General features: G+C 73.8%; 20 protein-coding genes. 8 read left to right on the top strand and 12 right to left on the bottom strand.

Features of this window, described 5'->3' with window-relative positions:
- On the top strand, positions 1-1335 hold the full coding sequence (locus tag JOD46_RS08315) for a DUF58 domain-containing protein (RefSeq protein ID WP_204393289.1): 1335 nt from the start codon (positions 1-3) through the stop codon (positions 1333-1335).
- Between the two features lie 137 nt (positions 1336-1472).
- Positions 1473-2252: an aquaporin gene (locus JOD46_RS08310; protein ID WP_204393287.1), complete on the top strand. Its 780-nt coding sequence runs from the start codon at positions 1473-1475 to the stop codon at positions 2250-2252.
- A 57-nt stretch (positions 2253-2309) separates the two neighbouring features.
- Here the strand turns inward: JOD46_RS08310 and JOD46_RS08305 are convergent, their stop codons facing one another.
- Positions 2310-3305, bottom strand: a complete 996-nt coding sequence (locus JOD46_RS08305; protein WP_204393285.1) for a stage II sporulation protein M — start codon at positions 3303-3305, stop codon at positions 2310-2312.
- Positions 3306-3322: 17 nt separating this feature from the next.
- Here JOD46_RS08305 and JOD46_RS08300 point away from each other — a divergent pair, with 17 nt between their 5' ends.
- Positions 3323-4165, top strand: a complete 843-nt coding sequence (locus JOD46_RS08300; protein WP_204393283.1) for an RDD family protein — start codon at positions 3323-3325, stop codon at positions 4163-4165.
- A gap of 47 nt (positions 4166-4212) precedes the next feature.
- On the opposite strand, the gene ahcY is transcribed toward JOD46_RS08300, so the two are convergent.
- From ahcY to JOD46_RS08285, 3 genes are read right to left on the bottom strand one after another with little or no spacing between them, the layout of a single operon-like run.
- Complete coding sequence (ahcY, locus tag JOD46_RS08295) at positions 4213-5700, bottom strand: adenosylhomocysteinase (RefSeq protein WP_204393281.1); 1488 nt, start codon at positions 5698-5700, stop codon at positions 4213-4215.
- A gap of 31 nt (positions 5701-5731) precedes the next feature.
- A complete protein-coding gene (locus tag JOD46_RS08290) occupies positions 5732-7168 on the bottom strand; it encodes a phosphomannomutase/phosphoglucomutase (protein WP_204393280.1) in 1437 nt (478 codons plus the stop codon).
- Positions 7165-7380, bottom strand: coding sequence for a DUF3499 family protein (locus tag JOD46_RS08285; protein WP_239562651.1), 216 nt, complete (start codon positions 7378-7380; stop codon positions 7165-7167). Before JOD46_RS08285 ends, JOD46_RS08290 begins: the two co-directional genes overlap by 4 nt.
- Before the next feature lie 120 nt (positions 7381-7500).
- Between JOD46_RS08285 and JOD46_RS08280 the strand changes: the two genes are divergently transcribed.
- Positions 7501-7869: a metallopeptidase family protein gene (locus JOD46_RS08280; RefSeq protein ID WP_239562649.1), complete on the top strand. Its 369-nt coding sequence runs from the start codon at positions 7501-7503 to the stop codon at positions 7867-7869.
- A 10-nt stretch (positions 7870-7879) separates the two neighbouring features.
- Here JOD46_RS08280 and JOD46_RS08275 read toward each other — a convergent pair whose 3' ends face one another.
- The 5 genes from JOD46_RS08275 to JOD46_RS08255 all read right to left on the bottom strand — a co-directional run bounded on the left by JOD46_RS08275 (position 7880) and on the right by JOD46_RS08255 (position 14093).
- Complete coding sequence (locus JOD46_RS08275; protein ID WP_204393274.1) at positions 7880-9316, bottom strand: DUF5719 family protein; 1437 nt, start codon at positions 9314-9316, stop codon at positions 7880-7882.
- On the bottom strand, positions 9300-12317 hold the full coding sequence (locus JOD46_RS08270) for a glycosyltransferase (RefSeq protein WP_204393272.1): 3018 nt from the start codon (positions 12315-12317) through the stop codon (positions 9300-9302). The genes JOD46_RS08275 and JOD46_RS08270 overlap by 17 nt, the downstream gene beginning before the upstream one ends.
- Before the next feature lie 91 nt (positions 12318-12408).
- Positions 12409-12729, bottom strand: coding sequence for a WhiB family transcriptional regulator (locus JOD46_RS08265; RefSeq protein WP_204393270.1), 321 nt, complete (start codon positions 12727-12729; stop codon positions 12409-12411).
- A 163-nt stretch (positions 12730-12892) separates the two neighbouring features.
- On the bottom strand, positions 12893-13861 hold the full coding sequence (galE, locus tag JOD46_RS08260; protein WP_204393268.1) for a UDP-glucose 4-epimerase GalE: 969 nt from the start codon (positions 13859-13861) through the stop codon (positions 12893-12895).
- Between the two features lie 82 nt (positions 13862-13943).
- Positions 13944-14093 carry a hypothetical protein gene (locus JOD46_RS08255; protein WP_204393266.1) on the bottom strand — a complete coding sequence of 50 codons (150 nt, stop codon included), beginning with the start codon at positions 14091-14093 and terminating at the stop codon, positions 13944-13946.
- A 100-nt stretch (positions 14094-14193) separates the two neighbouring features.
- Between JOD46_RS08255 and JOD46_RS08250 the strand changes: the two genes are divergently transcribed.
- Positions 14194-15150 carry a GlxA family transcriptional regulator gene (locus tag JOD46_RS08250; protein WP_204393264.1) on the top strand — a complete coding sequence of 319 codons (957 nt, stop codon included), beginning with the start codon at positions 14194-14196 and terminating at the stop codon, positions 15148-15150.
- Here JOD46_RS08250 and manA read toward each other — a convergent pair.
- Positions 15138-16382 (bottom strand): mannose-6-phosphate isomerase, class I, encoded by a 1245-nt coding sequence (gene manA / locus JOD46_RS08245; RefSeq protein ID WP_204393262.1) that lies wholly within the window; start codon positions 16380-16382, stop codon positions 15138-15140. The genes JOD46_RS08250 and manA overlap by 13 nt on opposite strands.
- Positions 16383-16488: 106 nt before the next feature.
- On the opposite strand from manA, the gene JOD46_RS08240 reads away from it, so the two are divergent.
- The 3 genes from JOD46_RS08240 to JOD46_RS08230 all read left to right on the top strand — a co-directional run bounded on the left by JOD46_RS08240 (position 16489) and on the right by JOD46_RS08230 (position 20365).
- A complete protein-coding gene (locus JOD46_RS08240) occupies positions 16489-17667 on the top strand; it encodes an acyl-CoA dehydrogenase family protein (RefSeq protein WP_204393260.1) in 1179 nt (392 codons plus the stop codon).
- 77 nt (positions 17668-17744) lie between these two features.
- Positions 17745-19103 (top strand): O-antigen ligase family protein, encoded by a 1359-nt coding sequence (locus tag JOD46_RS08235; RefSeq protein WP_204393258.1) that lies wholly within the window; start codon positions 17745-17747, stop codon positions 19101-19103.
- On the top strand, positions 19100-20365 hold the full coding sequence (locus JOD46_RS08230; RefSeq protein WP_307834963.1) for an O-antigen ligase family protein: 1266 nt from the start codon (positions 19100-19102) through the stop codon (positions 20363-20365). Before JOD46_RS08235 ends, JOD46_RS08230 begins: the two co-directional genes overlap by 4 nt.
- Before the next feature lie 4 nt (positions 20366-20369).
- On the opposite strand, the gene JOD46_RS08225 is transcribed toward JOD46_RS08230, so the two are convergent.
- Together JOD46_RS08225 and JOD46_RS08220 are read right to left on the bottom strand one after the other, a co-directional pair.
- Positions 20370-21383 (bottom strand): glycosyltransferase family 2 protein, encoded by a 1014-nt coding sequence (locus tag JOD46_RS08225; RefSeq protein ID WP_204393256.1) that lies wholly within the window; start codon positions 21381-21383, stop codon positions 20370-20372.
- On the bottom strand, positions 21380-22552 hold the full coding sequence (locus tag JOD46_RS08220) for a DPM/DPG synthase family glycosyltransferase (RefSeq protein ID WP_204393254.1): 1173 nt from the start codon (positions 22550-22552) through the stop codon (positions 21380-21382). The genes JOD46_RS08225 and JOD46_RS08220 overlap by 4 nt, the downstream gene beginning before the upstream one ends.
- Between the last annotated feature and the right edge of the window lie 3 nt (positions 22553-22555).

Below are 22555 nucleotides of genomic sequence, written 5' to 3'. Positions count from 1 at the left end.
ATGACGCTCACCGGCCGGTTCACGCTCCTCCTCGCCCTCGGCGTCGTGCCCGTCGTGCTGCTCGGCGCCGACGCGGGCACGGCGTGGGCGGTGATGGGCGGATGGCTCGCGCTCGCGATCGCGCTGGGCGCCGTCGACCTGGCGTTCGCGGCGTCGCCGCGCCGGCTCGCGCTCGACCGCGAGCTGCCCGCCCGGCTGCGGCTCGGCGAGACGGCGACCTCCGAGCTCGTCGTGCGCAACCTCGGCCCGCGACGGCTCCGCGCCGTCGTGCGCGACGGGTGGGTGCCGTCGTCGGGCGTGCACGGCCCCAATCGCACGGCGGTCGACGTGCCGCCCGGCGAGGGGCGCCGCTTCGCGCTGCGGCTCACGCCGACCCGGCGCGGCGACCGCCGCACCGAGGCCGTGACCGTGCGCTCGTTCGGACCGCTCGGGCTCTGGGCGCGGCAGGCCACCCTCGCGGCACCGGGGCGGCTGCGCGTGCTGCCGCCGTTCCACTCGCGTGCGCACCTGCCCGCACGGCTCACGCGGCTGCGCGAGCTCGACGGGCGCACGCCGATCCTGATCCGCGGGCAGGGCACCGAGTTCGACTCGCTGCGCGAGTACGTGCGCGGCGACGACGTGCGCTCGATCGACTGGCGGGCGACCGCGCGCCGCGCCGATCCCGAGTCGTACGGCTCGACGCGCCTCATGGTGCGCACCTGGCGGCCCGAGCGCGACCGGCGGATCGTGATCGTCGTCGACACCTCGCGCACCGCCGCCGCTCGGGTCGGCGACGAGCCGCGGCTCGACACGTCATTCGAGACGGCGCTGCTGCTCGCCGCGCTCGCCTCGCACGCAGGCGACCGGGTCGACTTCCTCGCCTGGGATCGGCGCCTGCGCGGCCGCGTGCACGGCGCGAGCGGGCCCGACCTGCTCGCTCGCATGGTCGACGCGATGGCGGGCATCGAGGCCGAGCTCATCGAGGCCGACTGGGCCGCCCTGCCGGCCCAGGTGCGCGGCGTCACGAGCCGGCGCGCGCTCATCGTGCTCCTCACCGCGGCGGACTCGCCCGGCAGCGCACGCGGGCTGCTCTCGGTGCTGCCGCAGCTGACCGCGCGGCACCGCGTGGTCGTCGCGTCCGTCGCCGACCCGTCGCTCGCCGACGCGGTCGCGCGGCGGGGCGACCTCGCCGAGGTCTACGCGGCCGCGGCCGCGGAGCGGTCGCGGCTCGACGCCGATCGGGTGGCGGCCGCCATCCGGCATCTCGGGGCCTCGACGGTCAGCGCGAGCCCCCTCGAGCTGCCGCCGGCGGTCGCCGACCGCTACCTCGAGCTCAAGGCGGCCGGGCAGCTCTGACCCGCGTGCTCCCCGCGGACGCCGCATGACGCGAAGGTTCCTCGGGAAGTGGGCGTGCCGACCGCGGCGTCGATATGGTCGGACCGGCGCCCGTCAGGGGGGCGTGGCGCCGTCCTCCACATTCGAAAGGAACATCCATGTCCGACGCGCCCGCGTCCACGCCCAGCACCCTGCAGAAGCTCCTCGCCGAGCTCATCGGCACGTTCATCCTCGTCTTCGGCGTCATCGGCACCGCGCTCTACTCCGCCGGATTCGGCGGCGGGGAGGGCAACCTCAACGTCGGATTCCTCGGCGTCGCGCTCGCGCTCGGCCTCTCGGTGCTCGTGAGCGCCTACGCGTTCGGCGCGATCTCAGGCGGCCACTTCAACCCGGCCGTGAGCGTCGGCCTGGCGGTCGCGGGCCGCTTCGCCTGGCGCGAGCTGCCCGGCTACGTGGGCGCGCAGGTCGTCGGCGGCGTGCTCGCCGCGGCCGCGCTGCTCGGCATCCTCTCGGGCGGTCCGCTCTTCGAGGCGCTCGCGTTCCGCTCGGTCTCGACCGGATGGGACGCCCTCTCCCCCGCCGGCTTCGGGCTCGGCTCGTTCCTGCTCGTCGAGACGATCGCGACGGCCGTGTTCGTCTTCGTGATCCTCGGCGTCACCTCGGCTCGCGCTGCCGCCGGCTTCGCCCCGCTCGCGATCGGGCTCACGCTGACCGCGATCGCGCTCGTGGCGATCCCCGTCTCGAACGCGTCGTTCAACCCCGCCCGTTCGATCGCGACCGCGGTCTTCGGCGGCGGCGAGGCGCTCGGCCAGCTGTGGGGCTCGATCGTCGCGCCGATCGCCGGCGCCGCCATCGCGGCCCTCGTCTACCGCGCGGTCTTCGAGCGCCCCGCGCGCATCGTGGGCGCCGCGAACCCGGAGGTCGAGGTCGCGGCCTGACGCGTCCTCGTCGCGATCATCGGCGGCGGGTGCCCTCGCGGGCATCCGCTGCCGTCGTCATCCGGCGGCCACCCGCCGGGCGCCCGTGTCGAACTGCGCGAGGTCGCCGGTCTCCCCCGCACGCGCCGCGCGGCGGCCGAGCACGAGCATCCAGACGAGTAGCCACGCGAGCGCGAGCGCCCCGATGCCGATCTTGACCGGCCACGGCCACGGCGCGGGCGTCACGAATCCCTCGATGAGGCCCGCGACGAGCAGGAAGAACACCAGCCCGATCGCCACCGAGAACAGCGCCCGCGCATCCTCGGCGAGCGCCGCGCCCCGGGTGCGCGGCCCCGGGGCGACCCACGCCCAGAAGATGCGCAGCCCTGCGGCCGCCGCGACGAACACGCACGTGAGCTCGAGCAGGCCGTGCGGGGCGATGTAGAGGAAGAAGGTGTCGGCCTCGTCGTAGGCGAACATGATCGCGGCCGTCACGCCGAGGTTCTGGGCGTTCTGCAGCACCACGTACGGCACCCACACCCCGGTGATGCCGAACGCGACGCACTGCGCGGCGATCCACGCGTTGTTGGTCCACACCGACCCCGCGAACGAGGCGGCCGGGTTCTCGGAGTAGTACTCGACGAACCCCTGTTCGGCGAGGGCCCGCAGCTCCTCCTCGGATCCGAGGTTCGCGAGCACGCGCGGATCGCCGGCGACCCAGAGCGCGTACAGCGCGGCGACCGCGAACGTGGCGACCGCGACGGCGAGGGTCAGCCACCGCACCCGGTACAGCGCCGCCGGAAAGCCGACCAGCGCGAAGTGCCCGAGCCGGCGCAGCGGGTTCTCGGGGGCACCCGTGAAGCGCAGCCGGGCGCGCGCGAGCGAGACCGAGAGGCGGTCGCCGAGCGCCGTCGAGCCGGCCGTCGCCTGCACGAGCGAGAGGTCGGAGGCGCCGGCCTGGTACCGCTCGATGAGCTCGTCGGCCGCGGCGCCGTCGAGGCGCGGGGCGCGCGCGAGCGCGTCGAGGCGCTCCCAGTCATCGTGTCGGGCGGTCGCGAGGGCGTCGAGGTCCATCTGCTTGAATACTAGCCATGGCCGACGCGTCCGCCTCCGCCCCGCCCGCCGGCCGTGTCGACGACGAGTCCCTGGTCACCGGTGAGGCCGTCGCGCTCGACATCCGGCCCGCGAGCGCCGTCATGCGCGCGGGCGGCGCGGCGATCGACGTCGCCGCGACGGTGGTGCTCGGCGTCGGCGTGTTCCTCGCCGTCGCCGGACTCGACCTCGACGAGGCCGCGCTGCGCGCCGTGGGCATCTCGCTCGTCGTCGGATGCATCGTGGTGCTGCCGACCGCGGTCGAGACCGCGTCGCGTGGGCGCTCCCTCGGCAAGCTCGCGATGGGCCTCCGGGTGGTGCGCGACGACGGCGGCGCGATCGGCGTCCGCCACGCGTTCATCCGCGCGCTCACCGGCGTGCTGGAGATCTGGATGACCTTCGGCGGCCTCGCGGTGCTCGTGGGCTTCCTCAACCCCGACTCCAAGCGCCTCGGCGACCTGCTCGCGGGCACGCACGCGCAGGTCGAGCGCGTGCCGCGATACGCGCCGCAGACGTTCGGCGTGCCCGCGCCGCTCGCCGCCTGGGCGACGATCGCCGACGTCGGGCGCCTGCCCGATCCCGTCGCACGGCGGGTGGCGGCGTTCTTCCGCAACGCCCCGCACCTCGCGCCAGCGAGCCGGCGCCGCGTCGCCGAGCGTCTCGTCGCCGAGGTGGCGCCCTACGTCTCACCCGTGCCCGCGGGCGACCCCGAGCTGCTGCTCGCGGGCGTCGCGGCGATGCGACGCGACCGCGACCTCACCTCGCTCGCGTTGCAGGAGCGGCGGATGCGCGCGCTCGAGCCGGTCCTCGACGCACGGCCGAACGGGTTCCCCGATCGATAGGGCGGATGCCGCGCGGCGCGACCGCCGCGGCATCCGCTCGTCCCGGCTCAGTACCGGTAGTGGTCGACCTTGTACGGTCCCTCGACCGGCACGCCGATGTAGGCCGCCTGCTCGGGCGTGAGCTCGGTCAGCTCGACGCCGAGCGCGTCGAGGTGCAGGCGCGCGACCTTCTCGTCGAGGTGCTTGGGCAGCACGTAGACGCCGACGGGGTAGGCGTCGGGCCGGGTCCACAGCTCGAGCTGCGCGAGCACCTGGTTGGTGAACGAGTTCGACATCACGAACGAGGGATGCCCGGTGGCGTTGCCGAGGTTCATCAGGCGCCCCTCGGAGAGCACGAGCACGCTGCGGCCGTTCGGCAGGCGCCACTCGTGCACCTGCGGCTTGATCTCGACGCGCTCGGCGCCCTCGAGCGACTCGAGCCCGGCCATGTCGATCTCGTTGTCGAAGTGGCCGACGTTCGCGACGATCGCGAGGTGCTTGAGCCCGAGCAGATGCTCGACGCGCACGACGTCCTTGTTGCCGGTTCCCGTGACGAGGAGGTCGATCTCGCCGATGACCGACTCGAGGCGCGAGACCTGGTAGCCGTCCATGGCCGCCTGGAGCGCGTTGATCGGGTCGATCTCGGAGACGATGACGCGTGCGCCCTGGCCGCGCAGCGCCTCGGCCGCGCCCTTGCCGACGTCGCCGTAGCCCGCGACGAACGCGACCTTGCCGCCGATCAGCACGTCGGTGGCGCGGTTGAGGCCGTCGGGCAGCGAGTGACGGATGCCGTACTTGTTGTCGAACTTCGACTTCGTGACCGAGTCGTTGACGTTGATCGCCGGGAAGAGCAGCTCGCCCGCGGCGTGCAGCTCGTACAGGCGGTGCACGCCCGTCGTCGTCTCCTCGGTGACGCCCGTGAGGTCGGCGGCGATCCGGGTCCACCGGTCGGTCGAGCGCTCGAGCGACCGGCGGAGCGTGTCGAGCACGACGCGGTACTCGGCCGACGCGTCATCCGTCGCCGGCGGCACGGCGCCCGCGGCCTCGAACTCGCGGCCGCGGTGGACGAGCAGCGTGGCGTCGCCGCCGTCGTCGAGGATCAGGTTCGGCCCGATCCAGTCGGCCCCCGCCGCCTCGGCCTCGGCCGACCAGTCGAAGATCCGGTCGGTGCACCACCAGTACTCCTCGAGCGTCTCGCCCTTCCACGCGAACACGGGCACCCCGCTCGGCTCGTCGACCGTGCCGTCGGGCCCGACGACGACCGCCGCGGCCGCCTCGTCCTGCGTCGAGAAGATGTTGCAGCTCGCCCAGCGCACCTGCGCGCCGAGCGCCACGAGCGTCTCGATGAGCACCGCGGTCTGCACCGTCATGTGCAGGCTCCCGGCGATGCGGGCGCCCACGAGCGGCTTGGACTCGCCGAACTCGGCGCGCAGCGCCATCAGGCCCGGCATCTCGTTCTCGGCGAGGCGGAGCTGGTGGCGCCCGGCCTCGGCGAGCGAGAGGTCGGCGACCTTGAAGGGCAGAGCGGATGTCGCGGTCGAGGTGGCGAGGGTCATGGGCTCCATTCTCGCACCCGCCCCCGCGGCACTACGCGCGGATGAGCGCGAGCACCTCGTCGCGGATCGCCGCCATCGTCGCGGCATCCTCGCCCTCGACGTTCAGGCGCAGCAGCGGCTCGGTGTTCGACGGGCGCACGTTGAACCACCAGAACGGCTCGTCGCCCGACGTGAGCCCGGTGGCCGTGAGCCCGTCGAGCTCGTCGAACTCGGCCCGACCCGTGAAGGCCTCGACGATCCGGGTGTACGCGGCCGGGACGTCCTCGACGGTCGAGTTCACCTCGCCCGAGAGCGAGTAGGGCGTGAAGCGCGCGGCGAGCTGCGAGAGCGGCGCCGCCTGGGCGCCGAACTCGGCGAGGACGTGCATCGCCGCGAGCATGCCGTTGTCGGCGCCCCAGAAGTCGCGGAAGTAGTAGTGGGCGGAGTGCTCGCCGCCGAAGACGGCACCGGTCTCGGCCATCCGGTCCTTGATCAGCGAGTGCCCGACGCGCGTGCGCACGGCGACCGCGCCGGCCGCCTCGATCGTCTCGGGCACGAAGCGCGAGGTGATCAGGTTGTGGATCACGGTCGGCTCCTGCTCGCCGAGCGCTCGCACGCGCGCGATCTCGCGCAGCGCCACGATCGCGGCGACGGCCGACGGATCCACCGCCGCACCGCGCTCGTCGACGACGAAGCAGCGGTCGGCGTCCCCGTCGAACGCGAGGCCGAGGTCGGCGCCGTGCTCGAGCACCGCGCGCTGGAGGTCGACGAGGTTCGCCGGGTCGAGCGGGTTGGCCTCGTGGTTGGGGAAGGTGCCGTCGAGCTCGAAGTACATCGGCACGATCTCGAGCGGCAGCGCGGGCAGCCCGGCGGCCTCGCCCAGCACGGCCGGCACGGTGAGCCCGCCCATCCCGTTGCCCGCGTCGACGACGATCTTGAGCGGCCGGATGCCGCCGAGGTCGACGAGCGAGCGGAGGTGGCGGGCGTAGTCGGCGAGCACGTCGACGCGCCCGACCGATCCGGGCTGCCCGACGCCCGTGACCCCGCCCGCGTCGAGGTAGTCCCCGGCCCGGTCGCGGATGGCGGCGAGCCCCGTGTCGAGCGAGATGCCCTGCGCTCCGGCGCGCGAGAACTTGATGCCGTTGTACGCGGCCGGGTTGTGGCTGGCCGTGAACATCGCCGCCGGGGCGTGCAGCGAGCCCGACGCGAAGTAGCTCTCGTCGGTCGAGCAGAGCCCGATCGCCACGACGTCGGCGCCGCGCGCCGTGACGCCGCGCGCGAACGCCTCGGCGAAGCGCGGCGAGGAATCCCGCATGTCGTGGCCGACGACGATGCGACCGCCCGCGGCATCCACCTCGTCGGCGAACGCCGCACCCAGCGCCTCGACGACCTCGTCGGTCAGGCCCTCGCCCACGATGCCGCGGACGTCGTAGGCCTTCACGATGGTCTCGAGGCGCGCGCGAGCGCCGGGAAGGAGGGGGGGATTCATGCGCTGAAGCCTACTTCACCGAGGGTCACGTGCCGAATGATCTGCCAGCCTCTCGGAGCGCTCGTGCGCTCGGCGTGGCGGGCGCAGAGGTCGTACGAATGCGGCTCGCGTGCGTACGAGAGCGGACCGAGGACGGCCAGCGAGTCGGCGTAGTCGTACGTGAGGGTCGCGACCGCCTCAGCGGTGCATGCGGTGCGCGAACAACGTCTCATGGCCACCCCAGACTAGCGATCCGCCGCCCCGCTACAGTGGAGGTCATGCGCCGTTCCCGCCGTGTCGCCGCGACGCCCGCCTCACCCCGGCGCCTCGCCCGGGATCGCCACGGTCGGGGCATGCGCTCGCCCGTGACCGGGCCGCACCTCGAGCCCCTGCGCACGCGCATCGAGGAGTTCGACATGACGGTCGCCTCGACCGCCGCGTACCTCCGCGGGCTGTGGCCCGAGCTCGAGCACGTGACCTTCCAGGTCGTCGACGCGCCCGCCGAGGCGATCCACGACGACCACGTCGACCGCTGGAAGGTCGATCACGACGAGCGCCGCATCGTGTTCTTCCGCCTGCCCATCGTGCGCTTCCTCCGCACGCAGGAGGGCGAGGAGAAGGATGAGAAGCTCCTGATCGAGAGCTGCGTGTTCCGCGCCGTCGCCGACTTCCTCGGCCGCGACCCCTGGGAGCTGGCGCCCGGCCGCTACCGGCACTTCTGAGGGCCCCGCCTCACTGCGGGTAGACCCGCACGGGCGCGTCGAGCGGCCCGGGCGGCGAGATCGGCATCGACGAGAGCTCGGCGTCGCCGCTGAAGGAGACCGATCCGTACAGCCCCTCGACCCCGGTGAGCACCACCCGCGCGTCGGATCGGAGGTCGAGGGATGCCGCTCCGCCGGCCGGCACCGCGACCTCCCGGGCATCGCCGTCGACGGCCACGGTCGCGACCGCGTCGACGTCGCCCGCATTCGCGAGGTGCAGCACCGGCTGGGGGCCGGGCGGCACGGCGAGCGCCGCGCCGTCGAGGAGCGGCGCACTCGCGGCCGTCCACGCGAGGTCGGCCACGACGGGGTCGTCGCCCTCGCCGAGCACCGTTGCACGAGCGGCGGCGACCACGGGCGAGTCCGCGGTGACGAGCGCGGTGTACGCGCCCGGGTCGAGGGTGCCGAGGGGGATGTCGACGGCGCGACCCGCCTCGAGCTCGGCCTCGATCCGCGACACGATCGTGCCGCTCGCGTCGCGGAGCTCGATCGCGACGGGCGTGGCGGATTCGGTGGCCAGCAGGCGGACCGCGGGATGGTCGTCGCCCTCGGCGTGATCCTCCTGGGGGGCGATTCCGCGTCGATCCGCGATGACCAGGCCCGGGATCACCTGGGCCACGGCCGGCGGCGCGACCGGCGTGGACAGCTCGACACCCGCGGGCTCGAGGCCCAGCACCACCGAGTGCTGCAGTGCGGCGGCGATGGGGCTGCCGGTGCTCGTCACGTGGACCACCGTCGAGCGCACGTTCGGGGCCAGGCCCGCGAGCGAGACGGCGCGCTGCGTGCCGGGCGGCACGACAACGCCGATCCCGCCCGGCGCGTCGACCGGTCCGGACTCGCCGATGACCCGCACGTCCACCGTCGACGGGACGCTTCCGGGGTTCGCGAGCAGCACGAGTCCCGACCGGCCGACGTCGGTCGCACCCGCGACGAGCCAGGACTCCGCGGCCGGCTCGGCGCACGCGGCGACGGCCAGTCCGCGCACCGACGCGGCGTCGGCCTCCTGCGACTGGGCACCCGCGAGCATCCCCGCGTCGACGGCTCCCGGCTCCGCGGCGATCGAGACCGGGCCGCCGTCGGAGTCGGCGGCGCTGTTGTCGGGCGCGGCGACGGGTGCCTGCTCGACCACCGCGTCGGCGGGTTCGGCGGCGATCGCGACGGTCGGCGGGCCGAACGAAGTCGCGGCGGTGGCGGACGCGGCGTCCTCCGCGAGCTCGAGCAACGGGCCGGGGCACACGCGGAGCTGCCGGCTCTCCGCCGGCTGGACGATGGTCGAGGGCACCTCGGTGGCGGCACCGGGACGAGGGACGACGACGGCGGCGGCGAGGAGCCCTGCCGCAGCCGCCGCCGCGACGAGGACGGCCGCGGCGCGGCCGATCCCCACGAGGACCTCACGCTTCACGCGCATCGCGATCACCTCCGTTCGACTCGGCGTCGGTTCGCGGGCCGCGTCCCGCGGGAACGGGGACCGGCTCGGCCGCGGCGTCCGCCTGGGCCGCCTGGGCCGCCTCGGCCGCCTCGGCCGCCTCGTCGGCATCGTCCGTCGCGCTCGTGGCGGCCGGATCGCCCGCCGCGGCCGGCGCCGCCGCCGGCCGGCGACGACGCCGGCGGCGCTCCGACGGCGGGCGCCGGTCGGGTTCGCGTCCGCCGCCGGTCGGGATGGAGAGCAGCAGGGCCGAGCCGAGGACGACCAGCTGGCCGGCGACGATCCAGCCCGCCACCGGGCCGGCCGGCGGGATCTGCGCACCCGGCGCGTCCGGGCGGGCGTCGACGAAGCGCCAGAGCGGACCGAAGCCGGTGTCGCCCACCGGCACGACCTGGGCGTTGCCGTCGAGCGCGGCGACCGCCCGCTGCTCGATCGCGGCCGCGCGCGCGTCCTCGGGGGCCGGCCCGACGAGCACGAAGGACAGGCCGAACCGTTCCACCGCCTCGGTGGCGTCGTATCCGCTGCGGGACGCGAGGTTGCCGGCGAGATCGGCGATCTCGTCGGTCGTCGACGTGAGCTCCGGCCGGGTCGCGGCGAGCGTGGACTGGATGTCGAGGGTCGCGCCGGTGCCGCGCTCGATCGTGGCGCGGAGGCCGCCGCCCGCCGTCGGGTCGAGGCGGAGCGTCCCGACCCGTGGGTCGGTGGCCGCCTCGGCCTCGACGAAGGCGGGGAGCGTGCGCTCGGCCGCAGGCCCGACCGGCGTGCGCCCGACGGCGATCAGGAGGACCGACGGGGCCACGGCGGCGAGGAGGAGCACCGCGATCGCCGCAGCGACGGCGGCGGCGCCGCGGCGGAGACCGTCGAGCGCGAGCACGGCCGCGCCCGTGATGCCCAGCCACATCAGGCTGAGCCCGGCGCCGGCCCACACCGGCACGGCGCGGTCGCCGGCGACGGAGAGGGAGAGCCCGCTCACGAGCACCGCGGTCGCGTAGCCGAGCGCGGCGAGCCCGAGGGCGGCGAGGCCCGAGCGGAACCGCGGCGCCGCGACGACGGTCAGCGCCGTGACCAGGAGCGGCGCGAGCAGGATCGCGAGCAGCAGCGGGACGGGCACGATCTCGCCGATCGCGCCGCCGAGCATGTCGTCCCACCGTCCCCACGCGTCCGACGCCTGGCCGAGTGCGGCCTGCACGGGCGAGGGCGCCGCCGACCACTGCGGGAGTCCCGGGTCGGCGAGGAGCGCGAGCGGTGTGCCGCGCCCCCACTGCTGGACGACGAGGGGCAGGAAGAGCGCGAGCGCCGGGAGCGGGACGCCCGCCAGGCGGACGGCGGCACGCCCGCTCACCGCGAGTGCGAGCACCCAGCCGGCGAGGAGCGCGGGGGCGAGGCTCGGGGCGCACGCCACGACGACCGCGAACACGAGCGACGCGCCTGCGGCCGCGGCCCACGAGGTCGCGGCCGCGAACATCAGGACGACGAGCCACGGCAGGAGGAGGTGCGCGAGCACGGGGCCGGGCCGCCCGGCCGCGAGCGCCTCGAGCAGCGGCGGAGCGGCAGCCCACGCGATGCCGCCCAGCACCCGGAGCGAGGCCCGCTCGGTCAGCCGCGCCGCCGCGAACCACCCGCCGAGCGCGGCGAGCGGGATGGCGACGAGCCAGAGTCCGAGCAACGCCGCGGAGGGGTTCCAGAACGAGAGGCTGCCGAGCACGGCGAGCACACCGGCGAACGGGTCGGCCGCACCCTCGAAGCCGCCGGCGACGTCGCGCCAGCCCGCGGCGGCGTTCCGCCAGAGCGATGCCACCTCGTCCGAGAGCGGGAGCAGGCCGCCGCCCGCGATCCCTCCGGACGCGGCGAGTGGAGCGAACACCGCCACGGAGGCCGCGACGCCGGCGAGCAGCACCCATCCGCCGCCGGTCTGCAGGAACCTGAGCTCCTCGGCCCGGCCGCTTGCTCGCTGGCGGCGCGCCTCGGCCGCCTGCTGCCGTCGGAGGCGGACCTCGTCGCCGCGGATGCGCAGTGGCGCGAGCGAGGACCATCGCGCGGAGCGCGCCTCGGCGACGCGGCGACGGGACCGGACCACGCGGCCGGGCGTGGCCATCACCTCGACCGCGGCGCGGAACTCGCCGGGGATCAGGCCGGGCGTCTTCACGAGCAGGTGCCGGATCGAGCGCACGACGGCGAGCGGGAGGAAGGCGACCCAGTGGAGGGGCACGAGCGGTGCGGGAGCGCTCACGAGCCGGCGGTGCAGGCGCGCCGCCCGGGCCTCGCGCGCGCGGCGACGCGCTGCACGACCGCCCGGCAGCGATCCCTGGCCCGCGACGCCGCCGTCGGCGTACCTCACGCGCGCGGCGGGCACGGCGACGACACGGTAGCCCGCGAGCCGGGCCCGCATGCCGAGGTCGAGCCCGTCGTCGAGCACCGGGAGCGCCGGGTCGAGGCCGCCGAGGCGTCGCCACAGGGTCCGGCGCACGAGCATCCCGACGGGGTCGGCCCCCATCACATCGGAGAGGTCGTCGTGCTGGCCCTGGTCGAGTTCGTCCTCGACGACCGGGAGGCTGCGACCCGAGCGCGTGACGGATCGCCCGAAGCGGAGGATCCGGGATGGATCGTCCCAGGCGACGAGCTTCGGCGCGACCACGCCGGCCGAGGGCGCCGTGGTCAGCGTCGCGGCGAGCGCCTCCAGCGCGCCCGGCTCCGGCGCGCTGTCCTCGGTGAGCAACCAGATGGACTCGTCGTCGGAGGCGGGCGCCGGCAGCGCCGACTCCACGGCGAGGACCGCCTCGCCGAAGGGCCGCACCGATTCGAGACGCACGACGTGGTCGGGTTGCGCGGCCTCGACGAGCGCACGGGTGGCCTCGTCGCTGCGCATGAGCACGACCGCCAGCGCGTCCGCCGGACGGCGCTGCTCGCGCAGTGCCGTCAGCGTGGCCGCGAGACGGTCGCCGCCGTGCTGAACGACGAGGACGGCGGTGACTCCAGGGAACATCGGGGCCAGCATAGGCGGCGTCGCGCGCCGCATCCGTCACCGGCCGGGCGTGCCTCGAATCGCGCCCGCCGCGAACGCGGACGCGCCGTGCTCAGCCCGCCTGGCGGCGGAGCTTGCGGCGCTCACGCTCGGAGAGACCGCCCCAGATGCCGAAGCGCTCGTCGTTCGAGAGCGCGTACTCGAGGCACTCGGCGCGAACCTCGCACCCCGTGCAGATGCGCTTGGCATCGCGCGTCGATCCGCCCTTCTCGGGGAAGAACGCCTCGGGATCGGTCTGCGCGCAGAGCGCATCGCTCTGCCACGCCAGTTGGTTGTCGTCGTCTGCGACCCCGCGAACCCCCGGTACGCCGAGCCTCACGGGGTCGACGAACCAATCCTCAGGTACCCCAGAACGATATTCAGGCTTGCCCATATCGTCTCCCACCCAGTTGTACCGACATCCCCGAGGGGTGTGTCTTGACCAATTACATCGGTGTAATTCGGTGGAAGTCAAGTCGCGAATCGTAAACCCTCAATACGCCGTCGAGGCTTCGGCGCGCGCGCGACACGCTGGCGGCGTGTCCCACTCGTGACGCTCAGTCGCCGGATGCCGCGCGGCGGGCGGCCCAGGCGCTGGCGACCATCTCGGACAGGCTGTGGCGCATGCGCCAGTCGAGGTCGCGCGCCGCGAGCTCGCCCGACGCGACGATGCGGGCCGGATCGCCCTCGCGCCGGGGACCGTGCTCGGGCCGGAAGTCGATGCCCGTGACCTCGGCCACCTCGCGCATGATCTCGCCGACGGAGACGCCGTCGCCCGAGCCCAGGTTGTACACGGCCTCGAGCGGCTCCGCCGCATCGAGGCGCCGGGCCGCCGCGACGTGCGCGTCGGCGAGGTCGGCGACGTGGATGTAGTCGCGGACGCACGTGCCGTCGGGCGTCGGGTAGTCGACGCCGTTGATGCGCGGTGTGCGCCCGGCCAGGAGCGCGTCGAACACGAGCGGGAACAGGTTGTGGGGACTCGGGTCGAACACCTCGTCGGTGCCGGAGCCGACCACGTTGAAGTAGCGCAGCGACGTGTGCCGCAGGCCGGTCGCGCGGCCCTGGTCGGCGAGCAGCCATTCGCCGATGAGCTTCGACTCGCCGTAGGGCGACTCGGGGTGCTTGGGCGTGTCCTCGGTGACGAGGTCGACGTCGGGCGTGCCGTAGACCGCCGCGCTCGAGGAGAAGACGATGCGGTCCACGCGCGTCGCCTCCATCGCGCCGAGCAGCGTCGCGGTGCCGGTCACGTTCTGCTGGTAGGTGTGCAGGGGCCGCTGCACCGAGACGCCCGCGTACTTGAAGCCGGCCAGGTGCACCACGCCGACCACGTCGTGCTCGGCCATGGCCCGTTCGAGCAGCGAGCCGTCGAGGATCGAGCCCTCCACGAAGGGGACGCCCTCGGGCACGAACGCCCGCCGGCCCGACGAGAGGTCGTCGACGACGACGGTGTCGATGCCCTGCGCGCGGAACGCCCGCACGACGTGGGACCCGATGTATCCGGCTCCCCCGGTGACCAGCCAGCTCATGCTCCGCCTTCCGCCGCCGGTGCGTCCGGCGTCGGGACGATGCTAGCGGGCGGGCACGGGTCGGGCCCGTCGGATGACGCGGTCAGGCCCGGCGCAGCGGCATCCGCTCGACGTGGCGATTGCGGTCGCGGATCTCGGGACGGCCGTAGCCGTCGGTGTCGAGCCGGAGCAGCGTCGCGACGACGCCCCACACGGCCAGGCCGGCGATGATCAGCAGCACGATGGTGTCCATGGCAGGAATTCTCCTCCTTGCGATATCCTGCCGATAGTGGCAGACTAGCCATGGATCGACACATTCCTGCCAGCGTGTCGCCGCAACCCGGGAGGCCTCGATGCTCCAGACCATCGCCTGCATCGCCGTGCCGCAGATGGCGCCGTTCGAGTTCGGCGTCATCTGCGAGGTCTTCGGCATCGACCGCGCCGAGCACGGCGGGCCGACGTTCGACTTCCACGTCGTGGCGGCCGAGCCGGGCGCCATCCCGACCAAGCTCGGCTTCGACATCGTCGTGCACGAGGGCCTCGCGGCCGCCGAGACCGCCGACCTCGTCGCCGTGCCCGCCTCGCTCATCGACGAGCCCGCCCACCCCGAGGTGCTCCGCGTCATCCGCGAGGCCGTCGACCGGGGCGCCTGGGTGCTGAGCGTCTGCTCGGGGGCCTTCACCCTGGGCCGCGCGGGCGTGCTCGACGGCCGCCGTGCCACCACGCACTGGATGTACACCGACCGCATGGCCGAGATGTTCCCCGACACCGACGTCGACCCCGACGTGCTCTTCGTGCAGGACGGCAAGGTCGTCACCGGAGCCGGCACGGCGGCCGGCATCGATGCCGCACTGCACATCGTGCGCACCGAGCTCGGCGCGGGTGCCGCGAACATCGTCGCCCGCCGCATGGTCGTCCCCCCGCAGCGCGACGGCGGCCAGTCGCAGTTCATCCAGACGCCCGTCGTCGAGTGCCGCAGCGACTCGTTCGCCGAGGTGCTCGACTGGATGCTCGAGCACCTCGACGAGGACCTGACGGTCGACCGGCTCGCGCGCAAGGCGCTCATGTCGCCGCGCACGTTCGCACGCAAGTTCCGCGCCGAGACCGGTACGACGCCCAACGCGTGGCTCAACCGCCAGCGGCTGCTGCGCGCCCAGCAGCTGCTCGAGGAGACCGACCTGACGCTCGAGGAGATCGCGCGCGAGACCGGCTTCGGCGCCGCCGCGGTCATGCGCCACCACTTCGTCAAGGTGCTGCAGACCACCCCGACGCAGTACCGCCGGGTGTTCGGGATGCGTCAGGCCGGCTGAGCCGGCGTCGTCGCGACCCACGCGACGCCCTCGCCTCGGATCGCGAGGCGCTGCTCGTCGGGCGTGACGAAGACGGCGTCGCCGCGTTCGATCCGGGTCGATCCCGAGCGACCCGTCACCTCGACCGGACCGGCCTCCGCGAGCAGGATCGCAGGCCCCGAGATCGCGAGCGACGCCCCGTCGGTCGCGGTCTCGACCCGGAAGAGCGTGAAGTCGGGCACGCTCGGGCGGTACTCGACCACGCCGGGCGAGACCTGCACGGCCGGCAGTCGCGGCGGCGCGATCGGCGTGAAGTCGAGCACCTCGAGCAGCTCGGGGATGTCGATGTGCTTGGGCGTCAGGCCGCCGCGCAGCACGTTGTCGCTCGCGGCCATGAGCTCGATGCCGAGGCCCGACAGGTAGGCGTGCACGTTGCCCGCGTCGAGGAAGAGCGCCTCGCCGCGCCGGAGCGTCACGCGGTTCAGCAGCAGCGAGATGACGATCCCCGGATCCCCCGGGTACTCCGCCGCGAGCTCGGCGACCGTGCGGAACGACGCCGCGTACGGAGAGGTCAGCGCGAGCTCCGACCCCGCGAGCGCGGTCACGCGCTCGACCAGCCATGCGGCCTCGCCCGTGTCGCCCCCGCGACCGTCCTGGAGGAGCCACGCGACGCTCTCGCGGAGCGGGTCGGGGCCCTCGAGGCGCGCGGCGAGCAGGTCGATCGCACCGGGCTGCGGCTCGTCGGACGCGGCATCCGCCGCCCGCAGCGTCGCCAGCACCCCGCGGACCTCGTCGAGCGGGCGGAACCCGGAGAGCGCCTCGAACCGCTCGCTCACCGCGACGATGAGCTCGGGCTTCGCGTAGGGGTCCTTGTAGTTGCGGTCGAACGCGTCGATCGGCACGCCCTCGGCCTCTTCGCGGGCGAAGCCGGCGCGCGCCTGCTCGGGCGTCGGGTGCGCCTGGAGCGAGAGGGGCCGGGCGGCGGCGAGCACCTTGAGGAGGAACGGCAGCCGGGCGCCCTCGCGCGCCTGCCCGGCACTCAGCACGAGCGCGGGGTTCGCCGCGATCAGTTCGGCGAGGTCGGCGGCACCGGCGCGCTCCGGCTCGACCACCTGCGCGGGCGACCCGGCGTGCGCGCCGAGCCACAGCTCGGCCTCGGGCGCCCCGCTGGCCGGCACGCCGCGGAACTCGGCGATCGCGGTGTGGGAACCCCACGCATAGTCTCGAGGTGCATTGCGGATCGCGACAAACATGCGGGGCAGTGTCCTTTCGGGGTTTGGCGGCAGACTACCAACGGCTGCGGTCACGGCCGGGGTCGTGCCTACGCTCGGGGCGACCTTCGACGACAGAGGAGCCGACATGCCCTTCGAGCCGCTCGCCAGCGACTTCTACTCGTACGCGTCCCTGCTGACCGAGCCCGAGCGGGACGCGCTCGCGGCGCTTCGCGATTGGCTCGAGCGCGAGGTCCGGCCCATCGTCAACGGCTACTGGGAGCGTGCCGAGTTCCCCATGCAGGTCGTCCGGCCGCTGGCCGAGCTCGGCGTGCTCTCGTACGCCTGGGACGAGACGGCGCCGTTCGAGAACTCCCCGGTCTTCCGCGGGTTCGTCGCCCTCGAGCTCGCGCGCGTCGACGCCTCGGTCGGCACCTTCGTGGGGGTCCAGAACGGACTCGCGATGGGATCGATCGCCACAGCCGGCTCGGCCGAGCAGCGACGGGAGTGGCTCCCGCGGATGGCCTCTGGCGAGGTCATCGGGGCGTTCGGGCTCACCGAGCCGCTCTCGGGCTCCGACTCCGCGCGCGGGCTGCGCACGACCGCGCGCCGCGAGGGCGACACCTGGATCCTCAACGGCCGCAAGCGCTGGATCGGCAACGCGACCTTCTCCGACGTCACGATCGTCTGGGCCAAGGACGAGGCCGACGGCCAGGTCAAGGGGTTCATCGTGCCGACCTCGACCCGGGGCTACGCCGCCACGAAGATCGAGGGCAAGATCAGCCTGCGGATGGTGCAGAACGCCGACATCACCCTCACCGACGTGGCCGTGCCGGAGTCGCTCCGACTGCAGCACGCCGACTCGTTCCGTGCGACCGCCGCGGTGCTCCGCCAGACGCGCGCCGAGGTCGCCTGGAGCGCCGTCGGCACCGCCATCGGCGCCTACGAGGCGGCCGTCCGGTACGCGACGCAGCGCGAGCAGTTCGGCAAGCCGATCGCCTCGCACCAGCTCGTCCAGGACCTCCTCGTGAAGTGCCTGGGCAACATCACCGCGTCGCTCGGCATGGTCGCGCGCGTCTCCGAGATGCAGGGGCGCGGCGAGCTGCGCGACGAGCACTCCGCGCTCGCCAAGGCGTACGCCACCACCGCGATGCGCGAGACCGTCGCATGGGCGCGCGAGGCGTGCGGGGGCAACGGCATCGTGCTCGACTACGAGGTCGCCCGCTTCTTCGCCGACGCCGAGGCGCTGTACTCCTACGAGGGCACGCGCGAGATGAACACGCTGATCGTGGGCCGGGCGATCACCGGCCGGGCGGCGTTCGTCTGACGGCCGGCGGCCCGCCCTGCGCGCGGGCCGAACCGGTGCCGCCGGGATCGGGCCCCGCGAGCGATACCCTTGTGCGCATGAGCATCGGACGGCGCCCCGCACTGGAGGGCGCCCTCGCGACGTTCATCGTCTTCACCGCCTTCGCGGGGCAGTTCTGGCGCAACCTCCTCGGATGGTGGGGCTGGGGCGCCGTCGCCGCACTCGCCGTGCTGGCGGCCGTCTGGATCTGGCTCGCCGCACGGCCCGCGCTCGCGTGGCGGCGCGTGCCGAAGTCGACGATCTGGTTCCTCGGCGTCGCCGCGCTCTCCACGGTCTGGTCGAACTACCCGGGCACGACGGCCCTCGCGGTGCTGCTGACCCTGGTCACGACCTTCGTCGCCGTCTCGCTCGCGCTCTCCCTCGGCTGGCACGGGTTCCTGCGTTCCGTCACCGGAGCGCTGAAGTGGCTCCTCGCGCTCTCGCTCGTCTTCGAGCTCTGGGTCGCGCTCGTCGTGCGGGAACCGGTGCTGCCGAACTTCGTGGACTACGGCGACGAGAAGGTGCCGGCGGCGTTCTTCTGGTCGCGCGGGCTCCTCTTCGACGGCGGCCCGATCGAGGGCATCGTCGGGAACCGCAACCTGCTCGCTATGGCGGCGCTGCTCGCCGCGATCCTCTTCGCCGCGCTGCTGGCCAGCGGCGGCATGCGACGGGCGCAGGGCATCGGATGGCTCGTCGTCGCGGGCGTGGTCCTCGCGCTCACCCGGTCCGCCACCGTGGCACTCGTGGGGGTCGCCGTGCTCGCCGCGTTCGGCTTCGCCATGTGGGCGCGGCGCGTCGGCCCCGAGCGGCGCCGCGTCGTCTACCTCACCGCGATCGCGGCGCTGGCGGCATCCGCGGCACTGCTCGCATTCGGCTGGAACAGCCTGCTCGCGCTGCTCGGCAAGAGCGACGACCTCACCGGCCGGCTCGACATCTGGCAGGCCGTGACCGACCTCGCCGCCCAACGGCCCTGGCTCGGCTGGGGATGGGTGAGCTACTGGGCGCCCTGGGTCGAGCCGTACGACGGGCTCGCGGTCCGCAAGGGCGTCGAGTACCTCCAGGCGCACAACGCGTGGCTCGACGTCTGGCTCCAGCTCGGCATCCTCGGGCTCGCCGCGTTCGCGTCGATGGTGATCGGCGCGCTCTGGCGCTCGTGGTTCCTCGCGATCGATCGGCCGATGGACCAGCGCGGGACGCCGGTGGCGTACACGGCCGCCTCGCTCATCCCCCTGCTCGTGCTGGTCGCGCTCATCGGGCAGTCGCTCGCCGAGAGCCGGATCCTGATCGAGTCGGGCTGGTTCCTGCTCGTCGCGATCGCGTGGGGCACCAAGCAGCGGCAGTGGGCGCCCGAGCCGCTGCCCGCGCTCACGCCGACGCGCCTGCCGAGCCGCTTCATCCGGCCGGGGGCACCTCGGTGAGGAGCGCGCTGCGCGAGTTCGCCGGATCCGCGCGACTCGCCCAGTCGCTCACGCTCATCTCGGTCGGCCTCGCCTTCTCGACGCACGCCGTCCGGGCGCTCATCGGCTGGCCCGGGCTCATCGCCGCCGTCCTGACGCTGCTCGTGCTCTGCGGGTTCTCGCTCGTCGCGCGGTGGCGCGCGGTCGAGTGGTACGGGATCCTGCCGCTGACCATCCTCGTGTTCGTCGGATGGTGCGCGGCCTCCGTGCTCTGGACCGACACGCCCGGCCTGACCGTGCTCGGCGTCGGCTACCTCGTCGCCTTCGGCGTGCTCGGCGTGTACATCGCCCTCATGCGCGACACCATCCAGATCGTGCGCGCGTTCGGGGACGTGCTCCGGGTGCTGCTCGCGGTCTCGATCGGCCTCGAGATCCTCTCGGGCGTGCTGCTCGACCTGCCCATCGCCTTCCTCGGCATCCAGGGCGACATCGCCTCGTTCGGCCCGATCCAGGGCATCTTCGGATCCCGGAACCTCCTGGGCTTCATCGCGCTGCTCGGCCTGATCACCTTCATCGTCGAGTGGCGCACGCGGAGCGTCCTCCGCGGGCGCGCCATCGCTTCCGTGGCGCTGGCGGTGCTCTGCATCGCGCTGGCCGGCTCGCCGACCACGTGGATCGCGCTCGGCGCGACGCTCGTCGCACTGGCGGCGCTCTACGGGCTGCGGCGGGTGCCGGCAGAGACGCGGTGGCGGTGGCAGCTCGCGCTGCTCGTCGCGAGCGTCGCCGTGATCGTCGTCGGCTGGCTCACCCGGATCAGGATCATCGAGCTCCTCGACGCCCGGGCCGAGTTCGGGGTGCGCCTCGACGTCTGGCGCGAGGTGTCGCGCTACCTCGCCGCGAACCCGCTGCAGGGCTGGGGCTGGGTCGGCCGCTGGCCGGGGACCGCCCCGTACGTCTGGGTCGAGGCCGCGGTCGGGCGCGACCTGTCGTCGGCGTTGAGCGCGTACATCGACGTGTACTTCCAGGCCGGCGTCATCGGCGCACTGCTGTTCATCGGGCTCGTCGGCGTCGCGCTCGTGCGCTCGTGGCTGCTCGCCTCGAGCCGGCGCAGCGTCGTCTACCTCTGGCCCGCCCTGTGCCTCGTCGCACTCGCCGTCACGAGCTTCGCCGAGAGCTTCGCGCTCCTCGAGGGCGGGTGGCTGCTGCTCGTCGTGTGCACCGTCAAGGCGGCACGCGACATGAGCTGGCGCGACGCGCTCTCGCGGGCACCCCTGCCGGCGTAGCGCCTCAGGACGGCTGCACGAGGTCGCGCAGCACGTCCTGCGCGCCGAGGCCGTAGCTGCGGTACCGACCCGTGCGCCACTCCCGGAGGACCGGCGCCGCCCGGCGCAGCCGCGCGCGCGGAAGGCCGGAACGCACGCGCTCGTGATCGAGCTTGCCGTCGAGGCGCTCGGCGACGGACGGGTCGGGGGCGATCGCGGGCAGGCGCGCGGCGAGGTCGCCCGCCCTCGCGAGCAGCCTGGCGTTGCGGACGCCGCGAGGTTCGCGCAGCTTCGCGAGACGCCCGGACCAGCCGAGCTCGGTCACCCCGATCTGGTTCGCGCCGTGCTGGCGGTACCCGATGAGGCGATCGGGCAGCACCGCGATCCCGCCGGTGACCGAGGCGACCACCGCGAGCCACTCGTCGTGCACCCAGCTCGCGGGGAACGGCTCGGCGCGGTCGACGAGCTCGCGGCGCACCATCATCGTCGCGCCCGTCAGCAGGTTGCGCCGAAGCAGCTCGTCGAACGCGCCCGGCCCGTCGATGCGGCGGCGGAGGGCGTCGTCGACGCCGAGGGTCGCGAAGAGCGTCGAGCCGAGGTCCTCCCCCTCGGCGTCGACCAGGACGGCGTCGGAGGCCACGAGCTGCACCTCGGGGCGCGACCGGAACGCCTCGACCGCGCGCGCCACGCGATCGGGACGCCACACGTCGTCCTGGTCGGCGAGCGCGACGAGGTCGCCGGTCGATGCACGCAGGGCCTGCTCGAAGTTCGCGGTCACGCCGAGCGCGGGACGGTTGCGGAGCACCCGCAGCTCGACGTCGCCGCCCGCGGCGCGGTGCGCGTCGACGGCCCGTTCGGCGAGGGCGACCGTCTCGTCGGTCGACGCGTCGTCGCTCAGCACGATCTCGCGGACCGGGTGGGTCTGCGCGAGGATGCTGCCGAGCTGCTCGCCGAGGAAGCGCGCGCCGTTGTGGGTGCCGAGCGCGACCGACACCCGTGGCGTGCCGCGGCGGCCGGCGCCATCCGATCGTGCGCTCATTCCTTGCGCAGCCCGACCTTCAGGACGCCGAGGAACATGCCGGCCATGATCGTCTGCGAACCGAGCATCATGAACAGCGCGGCGAGCACGGCGGTGCGGGCCGCCCCCTCGTGGTCGAACGCGCCGAACCCGGAGGCCGCCCAGGCCGAGAACTGCCAGATGGCGATGACGAGACCGACGAGGAAGAGCGCGAGGCCGACGAGCGCGCCGCTCTCGAGGCTGATGCGGCGTTCGAGGCGATCGAAGTTCCTCGACCTCGGTATGCGGAACCCCTCGTGCTGGGCGTAGATCTTCGTGAGGATGGCGAAGAGGACCGATTGGTAGCCGACGACCGTGAGCGCGGCGAGGTAGATCTGGCTCGAGAGCTCGAACCCGACCCGTCCGAACACGACCGGGCCGAAGGTGATCGCGAGCGTGCCGATCAGGCCGAGGAAGAAGGCGACCGCGCCGGGGATGAGGAAGAGCCAGCGCGGACTGAAGATGAGCAGGAAGCGGAGGTGACGCCATCCGTCGCGCCAGCTTCGCAGGTGCGGCGGGCGGCTCCGGCCGTCCTTGTCGAGCGTCGTGGGCACCTCGGAGACGCGCAGCCCCCCGAGCGTCGACTTCACGACGACCTCGCTCGCGAACTCCATGCCCGTGGTCTGGAGGTGCAGGTCGAGGATCGAACGGCGGTCGAACCCGCGCAGTCCGCAGTGGAAGTCGCCGATGGGCGATCGGAAGAGGACCCGGCCGATCCAGGAGAGCACGGGATTGCCGAGGTACTTGTGCAGCGGCGGCATCGCACCCTCGGCGATGCCTCCCTTGAAGCGGTTGCCCATGACGAGCTGGTCGCCCGCGCGGAGCCGCTCGACGAACGCGTCGAGCCGCGAGAAGTCGTAGCTGTCGTCGGCGTCGCCCATGATCACGTAGTCGCCGCGCGCCGCCTCGATGCCGCCCATCAGTGCGTTGCCGTAGCCCTTGGCCTCGACGTCGACGACCCGCGCACCATGTGCCCGCGCGATGTCCTGCGACCCGTCGGTCGAGCCGTTGTCGGCGACGATCACTTCGCCGGCGACCCCGCTGCGGGCCAGGTAGCCGTTCGCCTTGTCGATGCACGTCGCGAGCGTCTCGGCCTCGTTGAGGCAGGGCATGACGATCGAGAGCTCGATCGTTCCGGTGGAAGCAGGCATGGA

It is taken from the genome of Agromyces aurantiacus (genome assembly GCF_016907355.1).
Classification (GTDB): Bacteria; Actinomycetota; Actinomycetes; order Actinomycetales; family Microbacteriaceae; genus Agromyces; species Agromyces aurantiacus.
The sequence above is the reverse complement of the archived record's forward strand: the minus strand, read 5'-3'. Positions and strand labels throughout refer to the sequence as shown.

Excerpts from the sequence above, each read along its gene's own strand:
- JOD46_RS08315 (WP_204393289.1), top strand. The coding sequence starts at position 1 with ATGACGCTCACCGGCCGGTTCACGCTCCTCCTCGCCCTCGGCGTCGTG.
- JOD46_RS08310 (WP_204393287.1), top strand. The coding sequence starts at position 1,473 with ATGTCCGACGCGCCCGCGTCCACGCCCAGCACCCTGCAGAAGCTCCTC.
- JOD46_RS08305 (WP_204393285.1), bottom strand. The coding sequence starts at position 3,305 with ATGGACCTCGACGCCCTCGCGACCGCCCGACACGATGACTGGGAGCGC.
- JOD46_RS08300 (WP_204393283.1), top strand. The coding sequence starts at position 3,323 with ATGGCCGACGCGTCCGCCTCCGCCCCGCCCGCCGGCCGTGTCGACGAC.
- ahcY (WP_204393281.1), bottom strand. The coding sequence starts at position 5,700 with ATGACCCTCGCCACCTCGACCGCGACATCCGCTCTGCCCTTCAAGGTC.
- JOD46_RS08290 (WP_204393280.1), bottom strand. The coding sequence starts at position 7,168 with ATGAATCCCCCCCTCCTTCCCGGCGCTCGCGCGCGCCTCGAGACCATC.
- JOD46_RS08285 (WP_239562651.1), bottom strand. The coding sequence starts at position 7,380 with ATGAGACGTTGTTCGCGCACCGCATGCACCGCTGAGGCGGTCGCGACC.
- JOD46_RS08280 (WP_239562649.1), top strand. The coding sequence starts at position 7,501 with ATGCGCTCGCCCGTGACCGGGCCGCACCTCGAGCCCCTGCGCACGCGC.
- JOD46_RS08275 (WP_204393274.1), bottom strand. The coding sequence starts at position 9,316 with ATGCGCGTGAAGCGTGAGGTCCTCGTGGGGATCGGCCGCGCCGCGGCC.
- JOD46_RS08270 (WP_204393272.1), bottom strand. The coding sequence starts at position 12,317 with ATGTTCCCTGGAGTCACCGCCGTCCTCGTCGTTCAGCACGGCGGCGAC.
- JOD46_RS08265 (WP_204393270.1), bottom strand. The coding sequence starts at position 12,729 with ATGGGCAAGCCTGAATATCGTTCTGGGGTACCTGAGGATTGGTTCGTC.
- galE (WP_204393268.1), bottom strand. The coding sequence starts at position 13,861 with ATGAGCTGGCTGGTCACCGGGGGAGCCGGATACATCGGGTCCCACGTC.
- JOD46_RS08255 (WP_204393266.1), bottom strand. The coding sequence starts at position 14,093 with ATGGACACCATCGTGCTGCTGATCATCGCCGGCCTGGCCGTGTGGGGC.
- JOD46_RS08250 (WP_204393264.1), top strand. The coding sequence starts at position 14,194 with ATGCTCCAGACCATCGCCTGCATCGCCGTGCCGCAGATGGCGCCGTTC.
- manA (WP_204393262.1), bottom strand. The coding sequence starts at position 16,382 with ATGTTTGTCGCGATCCGCAATGCACCTCGAGACTATGCGTGGGGTTCC.
- JOD46_RS08240 (WP_204393260.1), top strand. The coding sequence starts at position 16,489 with ATGCCCTTCGAGCCGCTCGCCAGCGACTTCTACTCGTACGCGTCCCTG.
- JOD46_RS08235 (WP_204393258.1), top strand. The coding sequence starts at position 17,745 with ATGAGCATCGGACGGCGCCCCGCACTGGAGGGCGCCCTCGCGACGTTC.
- JOD46_RS08225 (WP_204393256.1), bottom strand. The coding sequence starts at position 21,383 with ATGAGCGCACGATCGGATGGCGCCGGCCGCCGCGGCACGCCACGGGTG.
- JOD46_RS08220 (WP_204393254.1), bottom strand. The coding sequence starts at position 22,552 with ATGCCTGCTTCCACCGGAACGATCGAGCTCTCGATCGTCATGCCCTGC.